The 23,904-nt window shown below is 34.2% G+C and carries 29 protein-coding genes and 2 riboswitches; of the genes, 19 read left to right on the top strand and 10 right to left on the bottom strand.

Going from position 1 to position 23,904, the window contains the following annotated elements; all coding sequences use genetic code 11:
- Positions 1 to 69: 69 nt before the first annotated feature.
- Together D2K62_RS11165 and D2K62_RS11160 are read left to right on the top strand one after the other, a co-directional pair.
- Complete coding sequence (locus D2K62_RS11165; protein ID WP_112181775.1) at positions 70 to 1,227, top strand: acyl-CoA dehydrogenase family protein; 1,158 nt, start codon at positions 70 to 72, stop codon at positions 1,225 to 1,227.
- Between the two features lie 97 nt (positions 1,228 to 1,324).
- Entirely contained in the window at positions 1,325 to 2,242 is a 918-nt protein-coding gene (locus tag D2K62_RS11160) for a M14 family metallopeptidase (RefSeq protein ID WP_112181774.1), read from the top strand.
- A gap of 1 nt (position 2,243) precedes the next feature.
- Here D2K62_RS11160 and D2K62_RS11155 read toward each other — a convergent pair whose 3' ends face one another.
- Entirely contained in the window at positions 2,244 to 3,389 is a 1,146-nt protein-coding gene (locus D2K62_RS11155) for a glycosyltransferase family 4 protein (protein WP_112181773.1), read from the bottom strand.
- Between the two features lie 158 nt (positions 3,390 to 3,547).
- Positions 3,548 to 3,609: riboswitch (Fluoride riboswitch) on the top strand.
- Positions 3,610 to 3,668: 59 nt separating this feature from the next.
- Between D2K62_RS11155 and D2K62_RS11150 the strand changes: the two genes are divergently transcribed.
- Complete coding sequence (locus D2K62_RS11150) at positions 3,669 to 4,943, top strand: voltage-gated chloride channel family protein (RefSeq protein ID WP_112182757.1); 1,275 nt, start codon at positions 3,669 to 3,671, stop codon at positions 4,941 to 4,943.
- A 106-nt stretch (positions 4,944 to 5,049) separates the two neighbouring features.
- Positions 5,050 to 5,469 (top strand): universal stress protein, encoded by a 420-nt coding sequence (locus tag D2K62_RS11145; protein ID WP_112181772.1) that lies wholly within the window; start codon positions 5,050 to 5,052, stop codon positions 5,467 to 5,469.
- Positions 5,470 to 6,114: 645 nt separating this feature from the next.
- Here D2K62_RS11145 and D2K62_RS11140 read toward each other — a convergent pair.
- Positions 6,115 to 6,564: a GtrA family protein gene (locus tag D2K62_RS11140; protein ID WP_112181771.1), complete on the bottom strand. Its 450-nt coding sequence runs from the start codon at positions 6,562 to 6,564 to the stop codon at positions 6,115 to 6,117.
- A 111-nt stretch (positions 6,565 to 6,675) separates the two neighbouring features.
- Between D2K62_RS11140 and D2K62_RS11135 the strand changes: the two genes are divergently transcribed.
- Positions 6,676 to 7,464, top strand: a complete 789-nt coding sequence (locus D2K62_RS11135) for a VLRF1 family aeRF1-type release factor (RefSeq protein WP_117148925.1) — start codon at positions 6,676 to 6,678, stop codon at positions 7,462 to 7,464.
- Between the two features lie 56 nt (positions 7,465 to 7,520).
- On the opposite strand, the gene D2K62_RS11130 is transcribed toward D2K62_RS11135, so the two are convergent.
- The 5 genes from D2K62_RS11130 to D2K62_RS11110 all read right to left on the bottom strand — a co-directional run bounded on the left by D2K62_RS11130 (position 7,521) and on the right by D2K62_RS11110 (position 10,325).
- Positions 7,521 to 7,928 carry a Fur family transcriptional regulator gene (locus D2K62_RS11130; protein ID WP_112181769.1) on the bottom strand — a complete coding sequence of 136 codons (408 nt, stop codon included), beginning with the start codon at positions 7,926 to 7,928 and terminating at the stop codon, positions 7,521 to 7,523.
- On the bottom strand, positions 7,925 to 8,779 hold the full coding sequence (locus D2K62_RS11125; protein ID WP_117148924.1) for a metal ABC transporter permease: 855 nt from the start codon (positions 8,777 to 8,779) through the stop codon (positions 7,925 to 7,927). Before D2K62_RS11125 ends, D2K62_RS11130 begins: the two co-directional genes overlap by 4 nt.
- A gap of 21 nt (positions 8,780 to 8,800) precedes the next feature.
- On the bottom strand, positions 8,801 to 9,556 hold the full coding sequence (locus D2K62_RS11120) for a metal ABC transporter ATP-binding protein (RefSeq protein WP_117148923.1): 756 nt from the start codon (positions 9,554 to 9,556) through the stop codon (positions 8,801 to 8,803).
- A gap of 157 nt (positions 9,557 to 9,713) precedes the next feature.
- A complete protein-coding gene (locus tag D2K62_RS11115; protein ID WP_112181767.1) occupies positions 9,714 to 10,034 on the bottom strand; it encodes a spore coat protein in 321 nt (106 codons plus the stop codon).
- Positions 10,035 to 10,049: 15 nt separating this feature from the next.
- On the bottom strand, positions 10,050 to 10,325 hold the full coding sequence (locus tag D2K62_RS11110; protein ID WP_117148922.1) for a hypothetical protein: 276 nt from the start codon (positions 10,323 to 10,325) through the stop codon (positions 10,050 to 10,052).
- A 189-nt stretch (positions 10,326 to 10,514) separates the two neighbouring features.
- On the opposite strand from D2K62_RS11110, the gene D2K62_RS11105 reads away from it, so the two are divergent.
- The 4 genes from D2K62_RS11105 (at position 10,515) to D2K62_RS11090 (ending at position 12,092) form a co-directional block, all read left to right on the top strand.
- Positions 10,515 to 10,871: an arsenate reductase family protein gene (locus D2K62_RS11105; RefSeq protein ID WP_112181766.1), complete on the top strand. Its 357-nt coding sequence runs from the start codon at positions 10,515 to 10,517 to the stop codon at positions 10,869 to 10,871.
- Between the two features lie 34 nt (positions 10,872 to 10,905).
- Entirely contained in the window at positions 10,906 to 11,292 is a 387-nt protein-coding gene (gene gcvH / locus D2K62_RS11100) for a glycine cleavage system protein GcvH (protein ID WP_112181765.1), read from the top strand.
- A 130-nt stretch (positions 11,293 to 11,422) separates the two neighbouring features.
- Positions 11,423 to 11,779: a toprim domain-containing protein gene (locus D2K62_RS11095; RefSeq protein WP_112181764.1), complete on the top strand. Its 357-nt coding sequence runs from the start codon at positions 11,423 to 11,425 to the stop codon at positions 11,777 to 11,779.
- Positions 11,780 to 11,789: 10 nt separating this feature from the next.
- Entirely contained in the window at positions 11,790 to 12,092 is a 303-nt protein-coding gene (locus D2K62_RS11090) for a thioredoxin family protein (protein WP_112181763.1), read from the top strand.
- 5 nt (positions 12,093 to 12,097) lie between these two features.
- Here the strand turns inward: D2K62_RS11090 and D2K62_RS11085 are convergent, their stop codons facing one another.
- Positions 12,098 to 12,517 (bottom strand): TlpA disulfide reductase family protein, encoded by a 420-nt coding sequence (locus tag D2K62_RS11085; protein ID WP_112181762.1) that lies wholly within the window; start codon positions 12,515 to 12,517, stop codon positions 12,098 to 12,100.
- A 124-nt stretch (positions 12,518 to 12,641) separates the two neighbouring features.
- Positions 12,642 to 12,756, top strand: a riboswitch (SAM riboswitch).
- A gap of 95 nt (positions 12,757 to 12,851) precedes the next feature.
- Between D2K62_RS11085 and D2K62_RS11080 the strand changes: the two genes are divergently transcribed.
- The 9 genes from D2K62_RS11080 (at position 12,852) to sufB (ending at position 21,287) form a co-directional block, all read left to right on the top strand.
- A complete protein-coding gene (locus D2K62_RS11080) occupies positions 12,852 to 13,880 on the top strand; it encodes a methionine ABC transporter ATP-binding protein (protein WP_112181761.1) in 1,029 nt (342 codons plus the stop codon).
- A complete protein-coding gene (locus tag D2K62_RS11075; RefSeq protein WP_117148921.1) occupies positions 13,870 to 14,538 on the top strand; it encodes a methionine ABC transporter permease in 669 nt (222 codons plus the stop codon). Before D2K62_RS11080 ends, D2K62_RS11075 begins: the two co-directional genes overlap by 11 nt.
- A 63-nt stretch (positions 14,539 to 14,601) precedes the next feature.
- Positions 14,602 to 15,423, top strand: a complete 822-nt coding sequence (locus D2K62_RS11070; RefSeq protein ID WP_117148920.1) for a MetQ/NlpA family ABC transporter substrate-binding protein — start codon at positions 14,602 to 14,604, stop codon at positions 15,421 to 15,423.
- 185 nt (positions 15,424 to 15,608) lie between these two features.
- Positions 15,609 to 15,794 carry a YuzK family famiily protein gene (locus D2K62_RS11065; protein ID WP_112181758.1) on the top strand — a complete coding sequence of 62 codons (186 nt, stop codon included), beginning with the start codon at positions 15,609 to 15,611 and terminating at the stop codon, positions 15,792 to 15,794.
- Between the two features lie 262 nt (positions 15,795 to 16,056).
- Positions 16,057 to 16,842, top strand: a complete 786-nt coding sequence (gene sufC, locus D2K62_RS11060) for a Fe-S cluster assembly ATPase SufC (protein WP_112181757.1) — start codon at positions 16,057 to 16,059, stop codon at positions 16,840 to 16,842.
- Between the two features lie 17 nt (positions 16,843 to 16,859).
- Positions 16,860 to 18,167: a Fe-S cluster assembly protein SufD gene (gene sufD / locus D2K62_RS11055; protein WP_117148919.1), complete on the top strand. Its 1,308-nt coding sequence runs from the start codon at positions 16,860 to 16,862 to the stop codon at positions 18,165 to 18,167.
- On the top strand, positions 18,167 to 19,387 hold the full coding sequence (locus D2K62_RS11050) for a cysteine desulfurase (RefSeq protein ID WP_117148918.1): 1,221 nt from the start codon (positions 18,167 to 18,169) through the stop codon (positions 19,385 to 19,387). The genes sufD and D2K62_RS11050 overlap by 1 nt, the downstream gene beginning before the upstream one ends.
- Complete coding sequence (sufU, locus tag D2K62_RS11045) at positions 19,377 to 19,820, top strand: Fe-S cluster assembly sulfur transfer protein SufU (protein ID WP_112181754.1); 444 nt, start codon at positions 19,377 to 19,379, stop codon at positions 19,818 to 19,820. Before D2K62_RS11050 ends, sufU begins: the two co-directional genes overlap by 11 nt.
- Before the next feature lie 69 nt (positions 19,821 to 19,889).
- Positions 19,890 to 21,287, top strand: coding sequence for a Fe-S cluster assembly protein SufB (sufB, locus tag D2K62_RS11040; protein ID WP_117161471.1), 1,398 nt, complete (start codon positions 19,890 to 19,892; stop codon positions 21,285 to 21,287).
- Positions 21,288 to 21,328: 41 nt separating this feature from the next.
- Here sufB and D2K62_RS11035 read toward each other — a convergent pair whose 3' ends face one another.
- Positions 21,329 to 22,525, bottom strand: a complete 1,197-nt coding sequence (locus tag D2K62_RS11035; protein ID WP_117161470.1) for a site-specific integrase — start codon at positions 22,523 to 22,525, stop codon at positions 21,329 to 21,331.
- Positions 22,526 to 22,542: 17 nt separating this feature from the next.
- Positions 22,543 to 23,316, bottom strand: a complete 774-nt coding sequence (locus tag D2K62_RS11030; RefSeq protein WP_117161469.1) for a helix-turn-helix domain-containing protein — start codon at positions 23,314 to 23,316, stop codon at positions 22,543 to 22,545.
- Between the two features lie 202 nt (positions 23,317 to 23,518).
- Between D2K62_RS11030 and D2K62_RS11025 the strand changes: the two genes are divergently transcribed.
- Positions 23,519 to 23,779: a group-specific protein gene (locus D2K62_RS11025; protein ID WP_117161468.1), complete on the top strand. Its 261-nt coding sequence runs from the start codon at positions 23,519 to 23,521 to the stop codon at positions 23,777 to 23,779.
- The last annotated feature ends 125 nt before the right edge of the window (positions 23,780 to 23,904 follow it).

The raw sequence follows: 23,904 nt of genomic DNA, 5'->3' as shown, positions 1-23,904 counted from the left end.
TTCTTTTTTTTGTAAAAATCCAAAGGGTAGCATAAAATAATAGTATTAGTAGATATGGAGGAGATTAAAATGGATTTATTTAAAACCTTTGTAAAAAGTGAAAGACAAGTGAGATTGTTAGAAAAAGCAGCTCAAATAGCACAAAAAGTAGAAAAAAGGGTTAAAATTGCTGAAGAAACTGCATCAATGCCAATTGGAAATGTAGAAGATCTAAGAGCGGTAAACTATATGTCTCTCACATTACCTAAATCTTATGGTGGAGAAGCTTTATCGTTATATGAATTCTTATTAATGCAAGAAAGACTAGCTGCTGGTGATGGTGCCACTGCTTTATCAGTTGGTTGGCATTTAGGAGTTGTCAAAGAACTGAGTGAGGATCATTTATGGAATGATGCTATTTATCAACCATTTGCGAAAGAACTTGCTGAGAAGCAATTGTTAGTAAATCGTTTAGCAACAGAACCAGCAACAGGAAGTCCAACGAGAGGAGGAATACCGGAAACAAAAGCAAAACGTTTAGGAAATTCCTACCTATTAAATGGTAGAAAAACATTTGCATCAATGGCTAGTGTACTAGACTATTATATTGTCACCGCATATATTGAAGATCAAGAAACAGTCGGTTCATTTCTTATTGCTAAAGATACACCAGGAATTAGCATAGAACATACTTGGGATACACTTGGAATGCGCGGAACAGGAAGTGATGATGTTATTTTAAAAGATGTTACAGTTGCAGAAAATATGCTTGTTGAATTACATCAAAAGGGTAAAAAACCTACTCCTAAGGGATGGCTTTTGCATATTCCAGCTTGTTATCTAGGGATTGCAATTGCAGCACGTAACGATGCAATTGTATTTGCTAAGAATTTTCAGCCGAATAGCTTAAATACACCAATTTCAGAAGTGGCCCATATTCAACAAAAGATTGGTGAAATGGATTTAAAGCTCATGCAAGCACGCTACTTTATGTATAGTATTGCAGAGCGATGGGATAACAATCCTGAAGAAAGAGGACAATTAGGTGCGGAGCTAGCCGCTGTAAAGACAGTTGCAACAAATAGTGCAAATGAAGTAGTAGATCTAGCAATGCGCATAGTTGGAGGACGAGGACTATCTAAAGAGAATCGATTTGAACAATATTATCGAGATGTTAGAGCCGGCCTTCATAATCCACCAATGGACGATATGGTAATAAGTATACTCGCTAAAAGAGCAGTTAATTAAATGACTGCCTTTTTTGCTTGTGTTTTGAAAAATGATGCTTATTAGTTGTTATAATCCTTCCTTTCCTTCATATCCATAATAGGAAGGAGTGAATGTGATGGGACAAATAATAAATCCAAAAAGAGTATATACCTACCAACAGTTAACGGCAGACATAGAGCAATTAATCAAAACATATCCGGATCTACTCGCTGTTGATATTATTGGTAAGTCTGTGAATAATCGCTCTATTTATTCGATAAAGCTTGGAAGCGGCGAGCAAAAGATTCTCATAAATGGTGCGCATCATGCAAGAGAATGGCTAACAACAACGCTACTTATGGATATGGTTGAAACGTATTGTCTAGCAGCCTCAACCAATCAGTGTATTAGTACTTATCAGGTAAAAGATATTCTAAAGCTAGTAACGATCTACTTTATTCCAATGGTTAATCCAGATGGTGTGACACTGGTACAGCAAGGTCCAGATTTATTTCCCAACAGTAAAGAATTACGTGAGTGGAATGAAAATAAAGATGACTTTATGGATTGGAAGGCAAATATCCATGGCGTAGATTTAAACCGACAGTACCCGGCTGACTGGGAACAAATTCAGCATGATCCAGGCCAACCAGCTGCAATGAATTTTAAAGGGTACGCAGTCCTTAGTGAACCAGAAGTGAAAGCAGTTTATGATTTGGTACTGGAACATGATTTCAAGATAGCTGTAGCTTACCATTCATCCGGGGAAGAAATCTTCTGGAAGTATAAAAGCACAGGTCAACAAGAAGAATATGCAAAGAAAATCGCGGAATTAGCTAGTAATAAAACAGGTTATCAGTTGATTTATCCAACTGATAACCCGAGTGGAGGTGGCTTTACTGACTGGTTTATTAGCTATTTTAAACGACCAAGTCTTACGGTTGAAATAGCTCCTTTGATTGGTCCTAGGCCAGTTCCATTAAATTATTATGAAAAAATATGGCATGAAAATAAAGAAGTACCCTTAGAACTTGCAAACCATTTAATAATCTAACTTATGCCTGTTTCATCTGGTCAATTTTCTCTTGTAATACTTCAGCATAATCATCTAAAAGTTGGTCAAATATTTTTTTCCAACTTTTTGTTTTGGCAAAAACTCTAGCAGAAGTCTCCATTTGTTTTCTCTTTAAACGATTTGTTAGGAGTTCAGTGATCGCCTTAACAAATTGATCAGGTTTATTAGGGTCACATGCTATTCCATGAGCGTATGTGTGCTTTTCTAATAGATACTTTACTCCTCCTGTGTTGGCACCAATAACTGGAGTTCCAGATGCTAGCGATTCTAAAACAACATTTCCAAATGTTTCGGTGGCAGATGGAAAGACGAATAAGTCAGAATTAGCATAGACATCAGTTAATTCTTGACCATGTACGTAGCCAGTAAAAGTTATATTCGGGATATTAAGTTCAATTAAGCGTTGGCGTTCAGGACCATCTCCAGCAATTAACCAATGTATTTTGTTTGAAAATGAAGTTTGTAAACCGCTAATAATTTGTATGAGAGAATCAATATTTTTTTCTGGAGACAATCGTCCGACGTAGCTCAATATGAATGGAGTTGTAATGTTATATTTTTCTCTAAATGTCTCATTATGAATACTTGGCTTGAAGGCATTGGTATCTACACCACGTTGCCACAATCGTAAGTTGGTAAATCCTTTCCGTTTTAATTGTTGCATTGTATCAGGCGAGGGAACGAAAATCCTTTGCATTGGTTCATGTACACGATGTAAATACTTCCATACAGCTTGCGATAAAAAGCGTAAATGATAGTATCTTAAATATTGATCAAAATTAGTATGATAAGAACCAACTAAAGGAATTTGATTTTTTAACGCATATCTTATTCCATATAAACCAATTGAAAAAGGTGTTACAACATGAATAATATCCGGTTTGAATGCTTTTAATGATTGCTTAATTTGTGCGTAGTTAGGAAGATGAATTTGATATTCGGGATACAAGAAAAAACGCATACTTAAGAGAGGATGAATATATAGGGGTTGGCTTTGATCAAGACTAGGTTTAAAGATATGATACGTGTGCTCGCTTTGGTCTAAATAGCTAATAAAGTTAGTTAGTGTTGTCGCAACCCCATTTACATCTGGAGAAAAGGTGTCAGTAAAAATAGCGATACGCATATTTTCCCTCCTTTTATCTTAATAGCTCTACTGTAAAGATATACAAATTTCATACAAAATACGATGCGTTTTTTGTAAAAAATAAGTAAAAATTTTATCACTTAGAGTGAATGAAGCTATTTGACCAATTACTTCTACTGTTATATAATGAGTGAAATATTAAAATAGGTGATGGAGTTCACCAAATAAACCGCAAAATGCTAATGACTCCTACCAGTATAAGTTCTACTGGTAGGAGTCTGTTTATTTGAGGAGGAAATGTAAGTGAGAAACAGTACACTGCATTACATAGAGCGATTTAAAAATAGCTTTCATTTTGTTTCATTAATTTATTTAATTAAATGGATATGCTTAGCTAGTATAGTTGGAACTTTAGCTGGAGCTGCCTCTGCATTTTTCCTTGTTAGCTTAAATTGGGCAGCGACAACGCGTGAATCATATACTTATCTTTTATTTTTCTTACCTTTTGCGGGTGCGTTCGTTAGTTTTTTATATATGAGATTTGGTGGTAGCGCAATTAAAGGAAATAATTTAATTTTAGAAGAAATAAGAGATCGTAAAGAGGGTATTCCACTACGTATGGCACCACTTGTTTTATTTGGTACAATAATGACACATCTGTTTGGTGGTTCAGCTGGTCGAGAGGGTACAGCTGTGCAAATGGGGAGTACGTTTGCTGATTTCACAGGGAAAATATTTCGTTTAGACAGAATAGACCGAAAGATTATTTTAATAGCTGGGATAAGTGCTGGATTTAGTTCTTTATTCGGGACACCATTAGCTGGTACGGTTTTCGGTATAGAAGTACTTGCATTAGGTTTAGTTAGCTATCAAGCATTAATACCAGCATTTTTAGCTAGTATCGTTGGTGATCAAGTTACAAGAGGATTTAATGTTCCGCATGCACATTATATCATTGATAGCATACCAGCATTTTCAATCATAGTGGTATTGAAAGTGATTATTGCGTCAATTCTATTTGGTTTAGCTGCAGGGTTATTTAGTAGATTAACTGGTTTCTTTAAGAAAACATTTAGTAATACGTTTAAAAACCCAATGTTAAAAAGTTTTGTAGGTGGTACAGTCATTATAATACTTGTATACATAATGGGCACAAGAGATTATCTTGGTTTAGGTCTACCTCTAATTGAGGATTCCTTTAATAGCGAAGTAAACCCACTAGCATTTTTGTGGAAGATTATCTATACATCTATTACACTAGGTGCTGGATTTCAGGGTGGTGAAGTAACCCCATTGTTTGCAATTGGTGCAACACTCGGCAATATGTTAGCAGGTATACTAAACCTTCCATTAGGATTTTTAGCTGCTTTAGGATTCATTGCGGTTTTTAGTGGGGCAACTAATACGCCTTTAGCTTGTTTTATTATGGGTATAGAATTATTTGGGGCAGATGCTGCAATATATTTATTTCTTGCATGTATCATTAGCTATCTTTTTTCAGGACATACGGGCATTTATTCATCTCAACAAATAGGAACTTCAAAAAGTCGTCAGCTTATTAAAGATGAAAAGCGGATACTTTCTGATTTGTAACAAAATAAAGTAAAAAATGAAGAATGACTTTAAATGAAAACGTATACAAAACAAGTGAATAATTGGTATAATATAGAGAAGAAAATAATCAATGAGGAGAAATGCTATGTTTAATCAAATCTTACTAGCTTCAGATGGATCTGAACATGCAATTAGAGCTTGTGAAAAAGCACTTGTTTTAGCAGAGAATAATCCACAAGCAAAGATAATTATAGCGTATGTTGTAGATGGTACCACTTCAAAAACAGATGTGTTACACCAGTGGAACTCCATTGATTTAGATCAAAGTCGAAAAGCTAAGTTGCAAATTTCAGAGAGAAAGATTAAAGAAAAAGGTATTGATTATGAAATTAAAATTTTGCACGGTGATCCAGGGCCGTCAATTGTGAAATATGCAAATGCGCAGCAGGTTGATATTTGTGTAATTGGTAGTAGGGGATTAAATGGTTTACAGGAAATGGTTCTTGGCGGTGTAAGTCATAAAGTAGCCAAACGAGCCGAATGCCCAGTCTTAATTGTTAAATAATAGAGACCCTAATCTTATAAAATTAAAAATTTACATTATTTTTCATCGTAATAATCATCAACTGAGACTTAAAAGAAAATCTCCTGACCCGCTACTCAAGTGAAATTGACTCCCTTTCCGCAGGCACGGCTTCAGCTAACTCGAAAACAAAGTACGTTTTCGAGTGGATCTTCAGCCCGCGCTGTTCCTGCAGGAGTGTCGCCAATTTCACTTGATACGCTAATATTCATCTACCTATCGCTAACAGAGAGTATAAATCTGCACATAAAAATGAACGGATTTTAATCATGTTTTGTTAAGTGAAAATTAGCATGTAAATTATAACTTCATCAAATTTAATTCATCTCTTCTATCGAAACTGATATCGTTTGTAATTAGACACCAGCGAAGTAAGCAAATGGATGACACTCCTGTGGGAACAGCAAATGTTTTCGATGGGATGAGTAATCGCAATCCCACAAGTTGAAGATCCACTCGGAAAGCGACTTTTGCTTATCCGAGTTAGCTGAGACTGTGCCCACGGAAAGGGAATCCATTTGCTGACGAAGCGGATAAGGAACTTCTGTTACGTCGCAGTTTTTCTCTATTTTGTATTGAGGTTGAATAATTCTTTTGATAAGCACTAAAAAAGAGTCTGGTGTATTTTTATTGTACATCTGACTCTTTTTCTTTTTTGAAAACAAGGTAGCGCATCAGAAAAAAGCTTGCGGTTGAAGATAGAAACATTGCCATTCCCTTAGCTATATTGCGAGCAAGAAGCGACGGGATTGTAATAACAGTTTGGATTGCAAATATATCCATTAAGCCAATAAATGTTCCGTTATTAATTAACAATGCAATAAATGCCTGAAAGATAAACCAGCTTAGTTCCTTTTTGTTGAAGTAAGCACGATGACTAAACGTGTATTTTGTATTCCAAATATAGCTATTAATAATTGCGCACGTGTATGCAAAAGTATTAAAAATAAGTAGTAAATTGGAATCTGTTGTAGGCCAAATCCATAGTAATATATTTAAAAGTGCAATATCCACAACGGCATTGCTGATTCCTATAGTACTAAATTGTAATGCTTGCCATTTAACTTTCTTTGCCATTCGAATAATCGCCTTTCTAGAAACTTTTTTTATACAAGTTTAATAACTCTTTAATTAGGATACAGATAAATAAGCATAATTTCAAATCTAATAAGAGGAGGATTATAGCAAATGCGATTGAATAAAGAACTAAAAGAATTAGAATCATTACAAGTGGTAAAACCAGAGGGTATTTTAACGATGTATTTAAATACAGATCCATCAGACCCAGAACAAAGTGGTGGAGAGTGGAAAATCCAACTGAAGAATAGTATGAATAGTTTTGAGAATTACTTAAAGCAAAGTGACGATAAGGAAGAACTAGATAAGTTTAAAAAAGTACGTAAACAAGTGGAAAATTTTATGTTCGAAAATCAAAAAAATCTCAAAAAAAGTGTGATTATCTTTGCCTCGTCAGATCAATTAACATGGTTTGCTGAGATTTTACAATTACGCGTTGAGTCAACGTTTTATTGGCAAGAAACGCCAGTATTAGATCAATTGAAGAATTTGAATCAATCATATCCAAAACTGGGCATCGTTTTAGCACAGCAAAACCAAGTGAAGATTATTGAAGCAGAGCTAGGAAAAATAGTAAATACGGAACTATTCGAGTTAGATCTAGACACAGAAGATTGGCGACAGTTTGCTGGTCCACGAGCTAGCACAAGCGGGAAGAATCTACAAACTGATCAGTTTGATAAGCGATTTGAAGCTAATCAAAAACGTTGGTATAAAAACCTGGCACCAACCTTGGACAAGGTAGCTAAGAATCATAACTGGAAAAAGATTTATTTAGCAGGTGAAAAAGAAGAAGCACTTGATTTGGCTAGTTACATGCAAAAAGAAGTAGATAGTATCTTTTATCAAAATATATTAGATCATGAAGAATCACAGGTATTGGAAAAAGTACTTGCTTAACAAAAAGGGCTTCTCTTACAAAAAAATGTAAGAGAAGCCCTTTCAACGTGATGCAGTTACTGACACTCAGGACATCTTCCATATATCTCAAACTTATGATCATCAATCATAAAGTTACTTAATTCTTCTTGTATATCATCCATTGGACAACTTAGAATTTCCTTTGTAACACCACATTCTTTGCAAATAAAATGATGATGATGATGCTGATCACATTTCATGCGAAAAAGCTTTTCACCATCAAGCTCTGTAGATTCAAGAATATCAAGCTGGTCAAATAAATGTAAGTTACGATATATCGTGTCAAAACTAATACCGACGAAATTAGGTTCCATATGTTGTAATAGATCTTTAGCTGTACGATATCGATCTTCATTGGAGAAATAATCTAATATAACTTCACGTTTATCAGTATATTTATAGCCTTTTTCTTTCAACACGGATAACGCTTCTTGTACTTTCATATGATCGCCTTCCTTCTAGTGAAATAATCCCATGCTTTTTTTAGACCAATTGTAATAAGTAAAATAAAAATAGAAGTCATAACAATCGTACCACCAGGCGGGATTTCAAAGTAATATCCTGTTACTAACCCTATAATAACAGATAATTCACCAAAAATGACAGAATAAAATATTGTTTGTTTAAACCCTTTGGCAATTCTAATACTCGCAGCAACAGGTAATGTCATTAAAGCTGAAACGAGTAAGACACCGACAATTCGTATAGACGCTGAAATGACAAGTGCAACTAATACAATAAATATGAAATGGATTCGTTTTGCATGAATTCCAGATACTACCGCATGCTCTTCATCAAAAGAAAGCATAAAAAGCTCTTTGTAAAAAAATATTATTACGAAGAGAACAATAATGGTAATGGTTAAAATACTCCATAGGTCATTACGACTAACAGCTGATACAGACCCAAATAAATAACTATATAAATCCGTATTAAATCCATCTGCAAGGGAGATGAAAATGACACTAAGGCCAACACCACCAGATAAAATAATAGGTATTGCTAATTCTTGGTATGCCTTGTAAACACTGCGCAGGCGTTCAACAAACATCGATCCTATAACAGAAAAAAACATCCCAGAATAAAACGGGGAGATAATGGCTAATCCATATTTCTTTTCCATTAGTAAGCCAAAGGCAATGCCACCTAAGGTTACATGAGATAACGCATCAGCAATTAACGATAGGCGCCGAACAACGACAAATGTTCCTAGTAATGGGGCAATGAAGCCAATTAGTAAGCCGGTATAAAAGGTGTTTTGTAAAAATTCATACGTAAAAAATTGCGTGAGCATAAGTACACTTCCTTAACTAATTTAATGCTGATGTGTGACAAGGTTTAGATCATGACCATAAAAGTGCGATAATTCTCTATCAGTCAAATTTGAGAATGATTTCGTGTCTCCGTGAAAATGCAAGGATTTATTTAAACAAGCAATACCATCTGCATGCTCAGTCATTGTTCCTATGTCATGTGAGACTAATAATAGTGTAATATTATTTTCTTCATTCAGACGATGCAGTAAGCCATAAAATTTTTGAACATTTTCAGTGTCAATTCCTACTGTTGGCTCGTCAAGAATTAATAAGGCAGGATCACTTACTAGAGAGCGCGCAATAAATATACGCTGTTGCTGTCCTCCTGAAAGATCGCCAATGTTTTTATTGATATAATCTTGCATCCCAACCATTTTAATTGCATGTTCAACCTTTTGTTTATCTGCTTTTTTAAAGAAGTGGAAATAACCTAATTTAGCTGTAATTCCTGTAGAAACAACTTCTCTTACTGTTGCAGGAAAACCTCGATTAAAACTATTTGCTTTTTGTGATACGAATCCAATTCTACTCCACTGTTTAAAGTCGGTAATATTTTTGTCAAAAAGTTTTATCGATCCTTGTTGTGGCTTTTCAAGACCGAGCAATAGCTTTATAAGTGTCGTTTTCCCACCACCATTTGGTCCAACAAGACCTAAAAAAGCACCTGTATTAATTTCTAGATTAATATCTTTTAATGCATGTTTATTATCATATGCAAAGCTAACATTCTCCATTGTTATAAGTGGTTTGGACAATTTATGAACCCCCGATTTTCTTACAAAATTCACTATAGCCTATTGTATCTTAATGATTGCATTTTGTAAATAAGAATAGTTACGTTTTAAGCGTGATGTAAGTTAGGTGAATTAAAAAACGTGCTTCTCCATTAGGAAAAGCACGTTTTTATTAAGATTAATGGACTGGAAATTGATTAGTGTAACCACTATATTGTTGATTTGCTTGCTGGATTTTTTGTTGATCGGCTTTATCTATGCTATACCAACCATTTTTGAACATCAAATTATACAAATTTCTCTGACAATCTTGCGTTTCATTAAAAATAGCTAGTAAATCCTGATAAAACGTTTGATTACTGGCTTCGTTTAATGCAATACTGTATGATTGTGTCATATATTTTTCCGTAGATAACATGTCATTAATAAAGTCGCGGTCATTCATTTCAGGTGTTTTGTTAACTTGTGTTTCAGGGTTTTGAACCTTTTGCTGATTCATATCTTATCCTCCTTATTATTGCATCATTGAATTTGGTTGTTGATTTGTATGTTGTAAAATCTTTTGATAATGTTTTTGGTGCATCTGACAGACTTGTTCCAAAGCAGATTTGAGCTCAGGGATAGTGCATTGTTCAGCAAAAAAATGTGCCTTTTTTGTTGCATTTAAATTCCATGACATCATGTCAGTTAAATATAATAAGTCTTTTGAAGATACAACAGTTGGTGGTTGTTGCATAATTTGACCAGTTTGAGCAGTGTTCATATTTGTTGCTTGTTGTTGCTGTTGCATATGTGGTGTCCTCCTTTTAATTTGTGCATTTGTAATGTCACCATTACTAATGAAATTATACAGTGATGATTTAGAGGCATACTACTAGTCAGGTGTGCATTTTTCTTATATACTAATAGGAAATAATCAGGGTTTATAACAATTAAAAGAGGTTATTATGATAAAATAGAAATAAAGGAGTGACATACAATGACGATTACTTTTTATGCATATCCAAAGTGTGGTACGTGTCAAAAGGCGAAAAAATGGCTTGAACAAGAACAAGCTGCGTATACTGAAATACATATAGTAGAAAACCCACCAACCAAAGAACAATTACGTTCGATTATATCTAAAAGTGACATGCCAATTAAAAAGTTTTTTAATACAAGTGGTTTAAAGTATCGAGAGCTTGGATTAAAGGATAAGTTATTGGATGCAACGGATGAAGAGAAATTGGACTGGTTAGCTTCTGATGGCATGCTTATAAAACGACCATTAACAACTGATAATGAAAAGGTTACACTAGGATTTAAACTAGAAGAATTTGAACAGACTTGGAAATAGGTTAATTTAAAATACATTTATGGAGGTAGTTAGAGTGAGTTTACCAAAAGATTTGCGTTATTCCGAAGAACATGAGTGGGTTAAAGTAGAAGGAAATAAAGTACGAATTGGTATAACAGACCATGCGCAAGACGAATTAGGTGATATTGTATTTGTAGAATTACCTGAAGAAGGTGACGATATAGAGTCAGATGAGCCATTTGGTAGTGTAGAATCTGTTAAAACTGTTTCTGAGTTATATGCTCCAATTAGCGGGAAAGTGGTTGAAGTAAACGAGGAACTCGATGATAGTCCTGAATTTGTTAATGAATCTCCATATGATAAAGCGTGGATGGTTGTAATAGAACCAAGTGATTCATCTCAGATTGAGGCATTAATGACTCCAGAAGAATACCAAGCAATGATTGAAGATGACGAATAATTAATTATTGCATGTTTTTTTTCCTTTTTCATACAATATTACAGACAGTATAAGTTATAATCCCTTGTTACAAATGCAGTAACAAGGGATTACTTGTAAATAACGTTAATTAGTAAAGTAGGTGAAGCTCATGTCTTCAAATGATACTAAAAAGATCATTATTGTTGAAGGACGTACAGATAAAAAACAAATCGAAAAATTAATTGACGAATCAGTTACGATAATTTGTACAAATGGGACGCTGGGTGTTGAGAAGATGGAAGAGTTAATACTAGATTATGACTTAGACAATCGAGACGTTTTTATCTTGGTTGATGAAGACCATTCGGGTAATAAATTACGAAAGCAATTATCAATAGAATTACCACACGCAATACACATTTTTATTGACAAGACTTTTAGAGAAGTTGCAGCAACCCCAGAATTAGAACTAGCGACAGCATTATTAAGTAGAGGAATTACTGTAAACCCTAGTTATCTTATGTAAGGTGGGAAATATGATACCAATAACGCGTGAAACAATACGTACAGTAGTGCAACCAGATAAAATGATTTTTATTTATACCCCTTTTTGTGGAACGTGCCATTTAGCGAGAAGGATACTAGAAGAAATTGAAGAAGCTTCAAATGGAGCTGTTATATTTTATGAGCTAAATGCAGGTTTATTTCCTGAGGTGATGCAACAAGAAAGAATAGAAAGTGTTCCTTGTCTATTGATGACCAATAATGGAGAGCCGAGTAAAATATACTCGTTCGAATCGTTAGGTAAGTTAAATAATTTATTACATTCAAATCGCTGAACCTATCATTTAGGCATGATATTACCTACTGCTGTAACGATATCTAAGAAATTGGCTTTATCATTAAATTGTTTATAAATAGTTCCGGTTGAATCAATTAATACAGTAGTTGGAACACCCTGACATTGATATAAGTTATATATTTCTGTTCCTTTATCCATTAAAGTTGGCTGTTCCAAAAATTCTTTAGTGAAATCTACAGCTGCTGATTGATCGCGTTCTCTACCTGTAACATTAATAGTCAACATTTTCACTTTTGGATTGTCTAGTGATCGGTAAAGTTGTTCCTTCTTTGGTAAGTCGATGCTACAATCTAGGCACCATGAAGCCCAAAAAGTAAGAATAATGATACTGCCAAGGTCATCGTGTAAATGATAATTACCTTCTTTATTTAAATAGGGTAATACAAAATTTGGTGCTAACATTTAAATCATCCTTTTAATAGAATATTGCTATTATTCTAACACATTTTATGGCGTTAAAATATGTTGACATTGATTATTAGCATATGCTAAAATCACATTTAGTTAAAATAATTACATACATTATCTCTTATCAAGAGAGGTGGAGGGACTGGCCCGATGAAACCCGGCAACCGTTAAACATTTATTTGTGTTTAAAAAGGTGCCAATTCCTGCAGAGCAATTGCTTTGGCAGATGAGAGAACAGGAAAGTTATATTCGCCAGCCAAAAACGCGTCTTTCTGTTCTCTTGAACAGAAAGTCGTGTTTTTTAATTTGTGTAGAAAGAAGGAATAGTATGATATCAATTCAACACTTGTCAAAAGTTTATAAAACCAAATCTTCAACTATTCAAGCAGTAGATGATTTAAGTTTAAATATAGATAAAGGCGAAATATTTGGTGTAATTGGATATAGCGGAGCTGGTAAAAGTACCTTTATCCGTTTAATAAATCGACTGGAGGAACCATCAACTGGCGATATAATTATTGACAATCAAAAAATAACGTCATTATCTAAAAATGAATTAAGACTTTCACGTCAAGAAATTGGAATGATTTTTCAACATTTTAATTTGTTATGGTCAAGAACAGTTCGAGATAATATTGCCTTACCACTAGAAATAGCTGGTTTATCAAGGCAAGAGCGTTATAAGCGTGTTGATGAATTAATTGGACTTGTTGGTTTGACAGGCAGAGAAGATGCATTCCCATCGCAATTGAGCGGTGGTCAAAAGCAACGTGTTGGCATAGCAAGAGCTCTAGCTAACAATCCAAAAGTACTTTTGTGTGATGAAGCAACCTCAGCACTTGATCCAGAAACAACAGACTCTATTCTTTCTTTATTAGTAGATATTAATCAAAAACTTGGTTTAACTATTATCCTTATTACACATGAAATGCACGTTATCCAAAAGATTTGTCATCGTGTTGCAGTAATGGAAGAAGGTAGAATTGTTGAACAAGGTGATGTAGTAGAGGTTTTCTCGCATCCGAAACAGGGTGTTACAAAGAAATTTGTTGAACAAGTTATGGGTAAACCGGATGATGAAGTTACGGAAGAAACATTAATCAAGTCTGTTACAAAAGGAAAGGTTTTACGTTTACACTTTGTTGGTGAAACAGCAAATCAAGCTGTTATAAGTCAAGTTGCTAAAAGATTTGATGTGGAAGTTAATATCTTACATGGTAACGTTAAGCAAACGCAGGCAGGTGCTTACGGTACCTTATTTGTAAATGTAATAGGTGAAGAAGAAGTAATAGAAGAAGCACTAAGATTTATTACTTCTACATCTGTTGAAGTGGAGGTGAAAAATAATGCTAACTAATCCATTTCCGAACGTTGACTGGATGGATCTACTATTTGCAATGGGTGAAACATTCTATATGACAATGCTTGCTTTAATAGGAACATTAATTTTTGGTGTTATTTTAGGTTTATTATTATATCTTACAGCGAATGATGGCATTTGGGAAAATAAACTATTGAATTTCATTGTATCGTCAATCGTTAACGTTTTTCGCGCGATTCCATTTGTTATTTTGATATTATTACTTATTCCATTTACTGATTTTCTTATTGGAACGATACGTGGTCCAAATGCGGCTTTGCCTGCTTTAATTATTGGGTCAGCACCATTTTATGCTAGATTGGTGGAAATAGGTTTAAGAGAAGTTGACAAGGGAGTAGTAGAAGCAGCTAAATCAATGGGTGCAAAAACAACAACAATTATTTATAAAGTGTTGTTAAAGGAATCCACTCCAGCACTCGTTTCAGGTTTAACGGTGACAGCGATAGCCTTAATTGGTTACACCGCAGTAGCCGGAGTTATAGGTGCAGGTGGTTTAGGTGACTTTGCTTATTTCCACGGATTTATGCGCAGAGACTTTGATGTTGTTTTCGTTTGTACAGTCTTAATCGTAATAATTGTATTCATCTTCCAATTTATCGGTGATGCGATCACCAATAAATTGGATAAAAGGTAATCGTTAATAATACCCACTATGTTGGGAATTATATATAAAACAAAAAAAGGGGAGCAATGCAAAATGAAAAAACTTGTAACATTATTATTGTTAGTATCTGTTGGGATTATATTAGCGGCATGTGGAAACGGAGATTCAGAGGACAATGTGATTAAAGTCGGTGCAACAAGTGTGCCACATGCTGAAGTTTTAGAGGAAGCTAAACCATTATTAGAAGAAGAAGGCATAACATTAGAAATCGAACAATATACAGATTACAGTTTACCAAACCAGGATTTAGTCGATGGTACAATTGATGCTAACTACTTCCAACATGTTCCATTCATGGAAACTGAAATTGAAGAAAAGGGCTATGACATTGTTAATTTAGGTGGCGTTCATTTAGAACCAATGGGTGTTTACTCTCAAAGTATTGAAAGTATTGATGACATTGAAGAAGGAACAGAAGTAGTTATTAGTCGTAATGTACCAGATCATGGTCGTATCCTTTCTTTATTTGAATCAAATGGTCTAATAACATTAGCTGATGACGTTAAAAAATCAGAAGCGACTGTTGATGATATTGTTGATAATCCATTAAATTTAACTTTTTCAGCAGATGTAAATCCTGAATTTTTAATTGAAACATACCAAAGTGAAGAAGATGTACTAGTTGCAATTAATACTAACTATGCAATTGAAGCAGATTTATCACCAGTAGACGATGCTTTGTTTATTGAAAGTGATGATTCATTATATGTGAATATTGTGGTTGCAAATGCAGAAGATGAGAATAATGAAAACTTAAATAAATTAGTAGAAGTTTTGCAATCAGAGGAAATTCAAAATTTCATTACAGAAAATTATAATGGAGAAGTAATTGCTGTTGGTGGATCAGAAGAATAATTCGAGAAATTCAAATGAATTCAAAGGATATTTGATGTACTTTAACTAATTTTAAACTCAATTCTATAGGTGAAGCGAAAAGGTTATTTATTAGTCCAAACGATTTGTCAACTCTTTTGTTACATCATCTTACAAATGATATAATAAATTTGTTCAAATAAAGAAAGGATGGGTTTTAACAAACCATGGATAATCTAGCTTTAACTTATACAAGTGAAATGGAAAAGGCGATGCAATTAAATCACGGTTTAGGATTCGCTGAATACGAAAGAAAACTAAATCAACGTTTAGAAATTGAAAGAGCACGAGAGAAAAGTCATCGAAATGGCTTGAAAGCAGTAACAGAGATGAAACGAAAAGTGCATCGTTAATAAAAGAAAAATATTAAGATCCCTTGCGAATACATTTGCAAGGGATGTTTGCGTTATAATAGAATAGAAACATGTAAATTAGTTTCTTCATTATAATACAATTAATAAGAAAAAGTTTGAAAACAAGTTGGAATTATGAGTGAAAATCTTGATTATAGATTCGAAATAGTATAAGATTGTAATGAGAATAAACTGAGAATGAATAAAAATTATATTGTTCATTCCACACAACATAAATAATAATTTTTTTGGGGGTATCGAAATGGCAGGATCTATTCTAGAAATTAAAGATCTTCACGTTCAAATTGAAGATCAAGAAATATTAAAAGGTGTTAATTTAACGATTAAAGGTGGCGAATTCCACGCGATAATGGGGCCGAACGGTACTGGTAAATCAACGTTGGCATCAGCAATCATGGGGCATCCTAATTATGAAATAACTAGTGGTAGTATACATTTAGATGGTGAAGATGTTTTAGAAATGGAAGTTGATGAACGTGCAAAAGCTGGACTATTTCTAGCGATGCAGTATCCAAGTGAGATTAGCGGTGTTACAACATCTGATTTCCTACGTTCTTCTGTTAATGCACATCGTGCAGAAGGAGACGAAATTCCTTTAATGAAGTTTATTAAAGAAATGGATAGTTCAATGGACTACTTAGAGATGGATAAAAATATGTCGCAACGTTATTTAAACACTGGTTTTTCTGGTGGAGAGAAGAAACGTAATGAAATTCTTCAATTAATGATGTTAAAACCTGCGATTGGTATATTAGATGAAATTGATTCTGGATTAGATATCGATGCATTGAAAGTTGTATCAAAAGGAATTAATAAATTACGCAATGAAAACTTTGGTTGCCTAATTATTACACATTATCAACGTCTTTTAGACTATGTTACACCTGATTATGTACATGTAATGATGCAAGGACGTGTTGTTAAGTCTGGTGGACCAGAATTAGTTAAACGCTTAGAGGCTGAAGGTTATGATTGGATTAAAAAAGAGCTAGGCATTGAAGAAGAAACCGTTGGTAACAACGCGTAATAGTAAGGAGGGATTACATGGCTATTGAAACGAAGCAACCATATGAAAAAGAATATATCGAACAGTTTTCTGAAAAACAAAACGAACCAGAATGGATGAAGGTATTTCGCACCCAAGCATTAGAAATTTCTAAGAACTTGGAGATGCCAAGACCTGATAAAACGAATATATCTAAATGGAATTTTACGAAATTTAATTTAGAAGCTGAAATAAATAAACTTGATTCGTTAAAAGATTTACCAGATGATATCAAAGTATTCGTTGATACGGATAAAGATGATCATAATTTAGTCATCCTTCGTAATCAATACAATGCTTATGAAATGGTTTCAGATAAATTAGCAGATCAAGGTGTTATCTTAACTGACATTTTCACTGCACTACAAAAATATCCGGAACTAGTTCAAAGATATTATATGAAAGATGCTGTTGCATTTGACGAAAATCGTTTAACAGCTCTACATGCAGCATTAATGAATGGCGGTATTTTTGTTTATGTGCCCAAAAATGTTGTTGTTGAAGAACCACTACAAGCAATTTTTTGGCAAGAAGATAATAATTTTGCTTTATTTAATCATGTTATTGTTGTAGCAGAAGAAAATAGTTCCCTAACATATGTAGAAAACTATATTTCTTTTAACAAAGATGAAGAAACTGTTGCAAATGTTGTAGCAGAAGTAATTGCACATGACAATGCTTCTATTTCTTTTGGTTCTGTTGATAACTTTGCGCATGGTACTACCGTTTATATGAATCGACGTGGAATTGCTTATCGTGACGCGAAGATTGAATGGGCATTAGGTCAAATGAATGATGGTAATACGGTTTCAGAGAATATAACGCATTTGATTGGAGATAATTCCTTCTCTTATGCTAAAGCTGTATCAGTTGGACGCGGAGATCAAATCCAAAACTTTACTGCAAAAATTGTCAATTATGGAAAACGTTCAGAAGGACTTATCTTACAGCACGGAGTAATGAAAGACAGTGCCTCTGCCATTTTTAATGGTATCGGAAAAATTGAACATGGTGGTACAAAAGCAAATGCTGAACAAGAATCCCGTGTTTTAATGCTTAGCAAAGATGCACGAGGAGATGCAAACCCGATTTTATTAATTGATGAAGATGATGTAACAGCAGGCCATGCTGCATCAGTAGGTCGTGTTGACCCGATTCAATTGTATTATCTTATGAGTAGAGGTATCTCGCAAAGAGAAGCAGAACGCTTAGTAATTCACGGCTTCTTAGCACCTGTTGTTAATGCAATACCAATTGCAGCAGTTAGAGAACAATTAACTGAAGTTATTGAGAGGAAAGTATACTGATGGATGTAAAAGCTGTCCGTTCACAATTTCCGATTTTAGATCAAAACGTTAACGGAAGTCCTTTAGTATATCTTGATTCTGCTGCAACATCGCAAAAGCCATTACAGGTAATTGAAGCAATTAATGCTTATTATCGTCTAGATAATTCAAATGTCCATCGAGGAGTTCATACCCTTGGTACGCGTGCAACTGATAAATATGAAGGCGCTCGTGAAAAAGTAAGAGGATTTATTGATGCAAAATCAACAGAAGAAATTATCTTTACAAGAGGTACGACTACATCAATTAACACAGTTGCCAACTGTTATGGTCGTACTAATCTTTCTGAAGGTGATGAGATTGTTATCACTTACATGGAACATCATAGTAATATCATTCCATGGCAACAGTTGGCTAAATCTACAGGTGCTACACTAAAATATATACCACTTCAGTCTGATGGAACAATCACATTAGATGATGTACGCCAGACTATAACAAGTAAGACTAAAATAGTGGCGGTAATGCATGTATCCAACGTTTTAGGAACTGTTAATCCAGTTAAAGAAATTGCTACAATTGCACATGAACATGGTGCGGTTATACTTGTAGATGGTGCACAGGCAGTACCACATATGAAAGTTAGCGTTACAGATATTAATTGTGATTTTTATGCATTTTCAGGTCATAAAATGTGTGGTCCAACAGGTATAGGCGTATTGTATGGTAAGAAAGCGTTACTTGAAAGAATGGAACCAGTAGAATTTGGTGGAGAGATGATTGATTTTGTTAATCTTTACGATTCAACCTGGAAGGACTTGCCTTGGAAGTTCGAGGCTGGTACACCGATCATTGCAGGTGCAATTGGTTTAGGCGCAGCGATTGATTTCTTACAAGATATTGGTTTAAATGAAATTACAGCACATGAAAATAAAATTGTTACGTATGCAATGGAACAAATTCGCACAATAGATGGTTTAACAACATATGGTCCAAAAGAACGTGCTGGATTAATTACGTTTAATCTAGATGATGTTCATCCACACGATACATCAACAGTATTAGACGCTGAAGGTATAGCAGTACGTGCAGGGCATCATTGTGCACAACCGCTAATGAAGTGGTTAGAAGTCACAGCAACTGCTCGTGCAAGTTTTTATTTATATAATACAACTGATGACGTGGATCGTTTCGTTACTGGGTTAAATAAAGCGAAGGAGTTTTTTGGTGATGTCTTTTGATAATCTGGAAACATTATATCGTCAGGTAATTATGGATCATTATAAAAATCCGCGAAATCGTGGTTCATTTGAAGAAGAGTCATTAACAATTAATATGAATAACCCTACCTGCGGTGATCGAATTCAATTGCATCTTTTAGTAGAAGACAATCAAGTGAAAGATGCTAAATTTGACGGAGAAGGTTGTTCTATTAGCTTATCATCTGCATCAATGATGACACAGGCTGTTAAAGGAAGAACAGTAAACGAAGCATTAGAAATGTCACAAATGTTTTCTGACATGATGTTAGGAAAAGATGTTGACACAGAGAAACATGAATTTGGTGATATAGAGGCCCTTCAAGGTGTTGCAAAGTTTCCTGCACGAATTAAATGCGCAACATTAGCTTGGAAGGCAATGGAAAAAGGTATTAAAGAACAAGAGGAAGCATAACGTTGAAATTAGCAAATGCTTATTTTCTAGTTTAGTTAAGCAAACTACTTGAACAGGAGGGGTTTAATAATGGCTAAAAACGCACCGGAAGTCGGAGAATATAAATATGGGTTTCATGATCGTGATGTTTCAATCTTCCGAACTGAAAAAGGGTTAACACAAAAAGTTGTGGAAGAAATTTCGAACATGAAAGAAGAACCCCAATGGATGTTAGACTACCGTTTGAAAGCTTTAAAACAATTTTATAAAATGCCTATGCCACAATGGGGTGGAGATCTAGCTGAATTGAATTTTGATGAAATTACGTATTACGTAAAACCATCAGAACGTTCTGAGAGAACATGGGATGAAGTACCTGAAGAGATCAAAAACACTTTTGATAAATTAGGAATTCCAGAAGCAGAACAGAAGTATCTTTCTGGTGTTTCTGCTCAATATGAATCTGAAGTGGTTTATCACAGTTTGAAACAAGAATTAACTGACAAAGGTATTGTTTTTAAAGACACGGATTCTGCATTGAAAGAAAATGAAGATCTGTTTAAACAATATTTTGGTAAAGTTATTCCTTCTGCAGATAATAAGTTTTCAGCATTGAATTCTGCTGTATGGTCTGGTGGATCATTTATATATGTTCCTAAAGGTATTAAGGTCGATACACCATTACAAGCATACTTCCGTATTAACTCAGAAAATATGGGTCAATTTGAACGTACACTTATTATCGTAGATGAAGGTGCTTCCGTACACTATGTAGAAGGTTGTACAGCACCAACATATACAACTAACTCACTACACAGTGCTGTTGTAGAAATCTTTATTAAAAAAGATGCGTATTGCCGTTATACAACGATTCAAAACTGGGCTAATAATGTTTATAATCTTGTAACAAAACGTGCAATTTGTGATGAAAATGCAACAATGGAGTGGGTAGATGGAAACATTGGTTCTAAATTAACAATGAAGTACCCAGCTGTTATTTTAAAAGGTAAAGGTTCTCGTGGTATGACCCTTTCAATTGCTATTGCAGGTAAAGGGCAACACCAAGATGCTGGAGCGAAAATGCACCACTTAGCTCCAAATACGTCATCAACAATTGTTTCGAAATCCATTTCAAAACAAGGTGGAAAAGTGACGTATCGTGGTATTGTTCATTTTGGACGAAAAGCACACGGAGCACGTTCAAACATTGAATGTGACACGTTAATCATGGATAATAAATCAACATCTGATACTATTCCTTATAATGAAATTCTTAATGAAAATATTTCATTAGAGCATGAAGCGAAAGTTTCTAAAGTATCAGAAGAACAACTTTTCTATCTAATGAGTCGTGGTATTTCCGAAGTAGAAGCGACTGAGATGATCGTAATGGGATTCATTGAACCATTTACGAAAGAATTGCCTATGGAATATGCCGTAGAAATGAACCGTCTAATCAGCTTTGAAATGGAAGGCTCAATTGGTTAAAAACCTTAAACCCTTGTCGCTATTGATTTAGTGGCGAGGGTTTATTTTTGTGTTTTTCCTTTATGCCATGTTTGTGCCATGTTATAGTTTAAATGGTTGGCAATTTTATTTAATTCGCCCGATTCATATTGCTCTGTTACCGACAGGTAATTGGTTTCTGTTGTAGAAATTGAACCGTGCCCTAACCTTCTTGAAATGTATAATAGATCCGCACCTGCTTCCAGTGCCATGACCGCATGTGTGTGTCTAAAGGAATGAGTACCTTTATATTCAACGCCAGCTCTAAAACAATAATCTTGCAAAGTTTCTCTAATTGAAGATGGTGTTAGATAATTACCATTGTAAGTCTGAAATAAAATCATATCCTTGTTCCTTTTAAAACCTTTGTGTTCTAATATTAAATCATTCTGTAGCTTTCTAAATCCCATTAAGATTTCAGTAGTATCATCATCGATTTCTATATTTCTATATGAAGAAACTGTTTTTAAAGTTGTAATTTCGAGTTGGTTTTGATCGTTTCGAGATGTTTGTTTATTGATATTAATACGATTTCCTTCAATGTCGCTCCATTTTAAAGCTAATGCTTCACTTATTCTTAGACCTGTTCGAGATAAAAAATAAACTAAAATGAAATATATTTTATAATCTTTAAATCGTGGTGGCTCATAGTTATTTAAGAATTCAAGCAGAATATTCAACTCGGTAAGATTATAATATTTAATATCCTTTTTTATTGCCACTTTACCTCTTGATGGAACTTGAATCTTTGCGGATGGGTTCTTATTAAGTATTTCCATCTCAAAAACAGCATGATTAAAAATGTCTTTAAGTGTAGAAAGGTATCTTTGTCTTGCACCGTGCGAGTATTTTGCATTACCCTGGTTGTCTTTCATATCTTCGTAAAACTTGATCCATGTGTTAATATCAGTTCTCGTTATTTGAAAAAGTTTACGCTGCGCGAAAAAAGGCTCAATATGAATTCTTTTTACTACTTCTAATTGATCGAGAGTGGTTGATTTAACCGTCTGTGTTTTTAATTTAAACCAATCATCGATGACAACTTGGAACAAAACATGACGATCAGTAGGTGTTTCATTGAAGTATATTTGTCTCTCGATTTCTCCTGATTTTACTTCAGCTTCCTTTTTGGTGCTAAAAGTACCAATGCTTTCATACTTTCCATTTCTGTATACCCTAGCCTGCCATTTACCACTTGGCATTTCTCTAAAAGTTGCCATTATGTTCCATCTCCTAGTTATAGTTTGTTGATTTCACTTTTAATATCTTCTGGATCGATTCCCCAAGGTGATGTTTGGCCTTTTCTTCGATTGACTTCACCATACACTACATTGATTATTTTTATCATACTTGCTTCATCTAAAACGCTTAGATCACTATCGAATAAATGTATCAAAAATTTATACAGGTTTTTATCTTTCGACATTGCATTAAAGGATGTTTCTAAATTGCTGACAAAATCAAACCCTCTATTATTCTTATCCATTGCAGCTCTATATAGAAGAGAGTTGATTTTTTCAAGGTTGGACTGAATGATTTCACTTCTTTCACCAGTTACTTCCAAATCTCTGGGGTCTTTTATTTTGTTTACTTGCTTATCAACTTGATGTTCTAAATAATCAGGATCTTTGGAATATCGTTCCATCTTATTATAGAATTCCTCATCTGCTTTCTCTTGTTGTTTCTCCATTTCTTCAGCTTCTTCAGCTGAAATGTTTTGCATGTCGATAGCCCTTTGCAGCTCAGCTTCTTCTCTCTCGGGTGAAATAAATCCAAAATGCTCAAGATAATCCTCTATTCGATCTTGTTCTATTCCAATCTGTAAAAAAATTTTATATAGCATTTCGAAATCAGGCTTTTTATTGTGCCCGTTTTCGATTTGAGAAACATAAGCGTTTGCTTTGCCTAACCTTTTTGCTAAATCTACTGAGTTAACTTTTTTTGCTTTCCTATGCTGTTTAATGAAGTCACCGATTGTCCCATTAAAATTTAAGTAATACTCACGTACCAAATAAAAAACCTCCTATATAATCATCACTTTTCATATTATAGCACATAGTTTCACGAAATTAATCAATAAATTTTGTAAAGTAACAGAAATATTAATTAAATACTTCTCGATTAGGGGTTGCAATGCATGAAATGACATGATATTATTAATTCAAGGTTCATGAAACCATATGATATAAAATAAATTGAAAGGAGGATAAAAATTGTTAGAAATTAAATTAGATGAAAATGAAGTAAAGAAAATGTATCTAGTTGAATTAGAAAAACACATCAGTAAGCTAGATAACGAAGTATTATTTTGGGATATCAAAGAGTTGGAAAGACAGACAAGTTTATGTTTGAACACCATGAAAAACACATTTTTTTATAACGATGATTTTCCGAAGAAAAAAATCAGGTCAAAATGGTATTTCCCTGCCAATGCCACGAAAAATTACTTACTTAATTGGATCGAGCAACAATAATACATACATATTAAATAAAATCTTAAAGGAGGTGGTTCAACGTATTTAAGCCGTATATCATCATATGTGTAATTAAACTCAACAATGAGCAATCATGCTCGAACGAACCACAAAAGACGAGAAAG

It is taken from the genome of Paraliobacillus sp. X-1268 (assembly GCF_003426095.1).
GTDB lineage: Bacteria > Bacillota > Bacilli > Bacillales > Amphibacillaceae > Paraliobacillus_A > Paraliobacillus_A zengyii.
The sequence above is the reverse complement of the archived record's forward strand: the minus strand, read 5'-3'. Positions and strand labels throughout refer to the sequence as shown.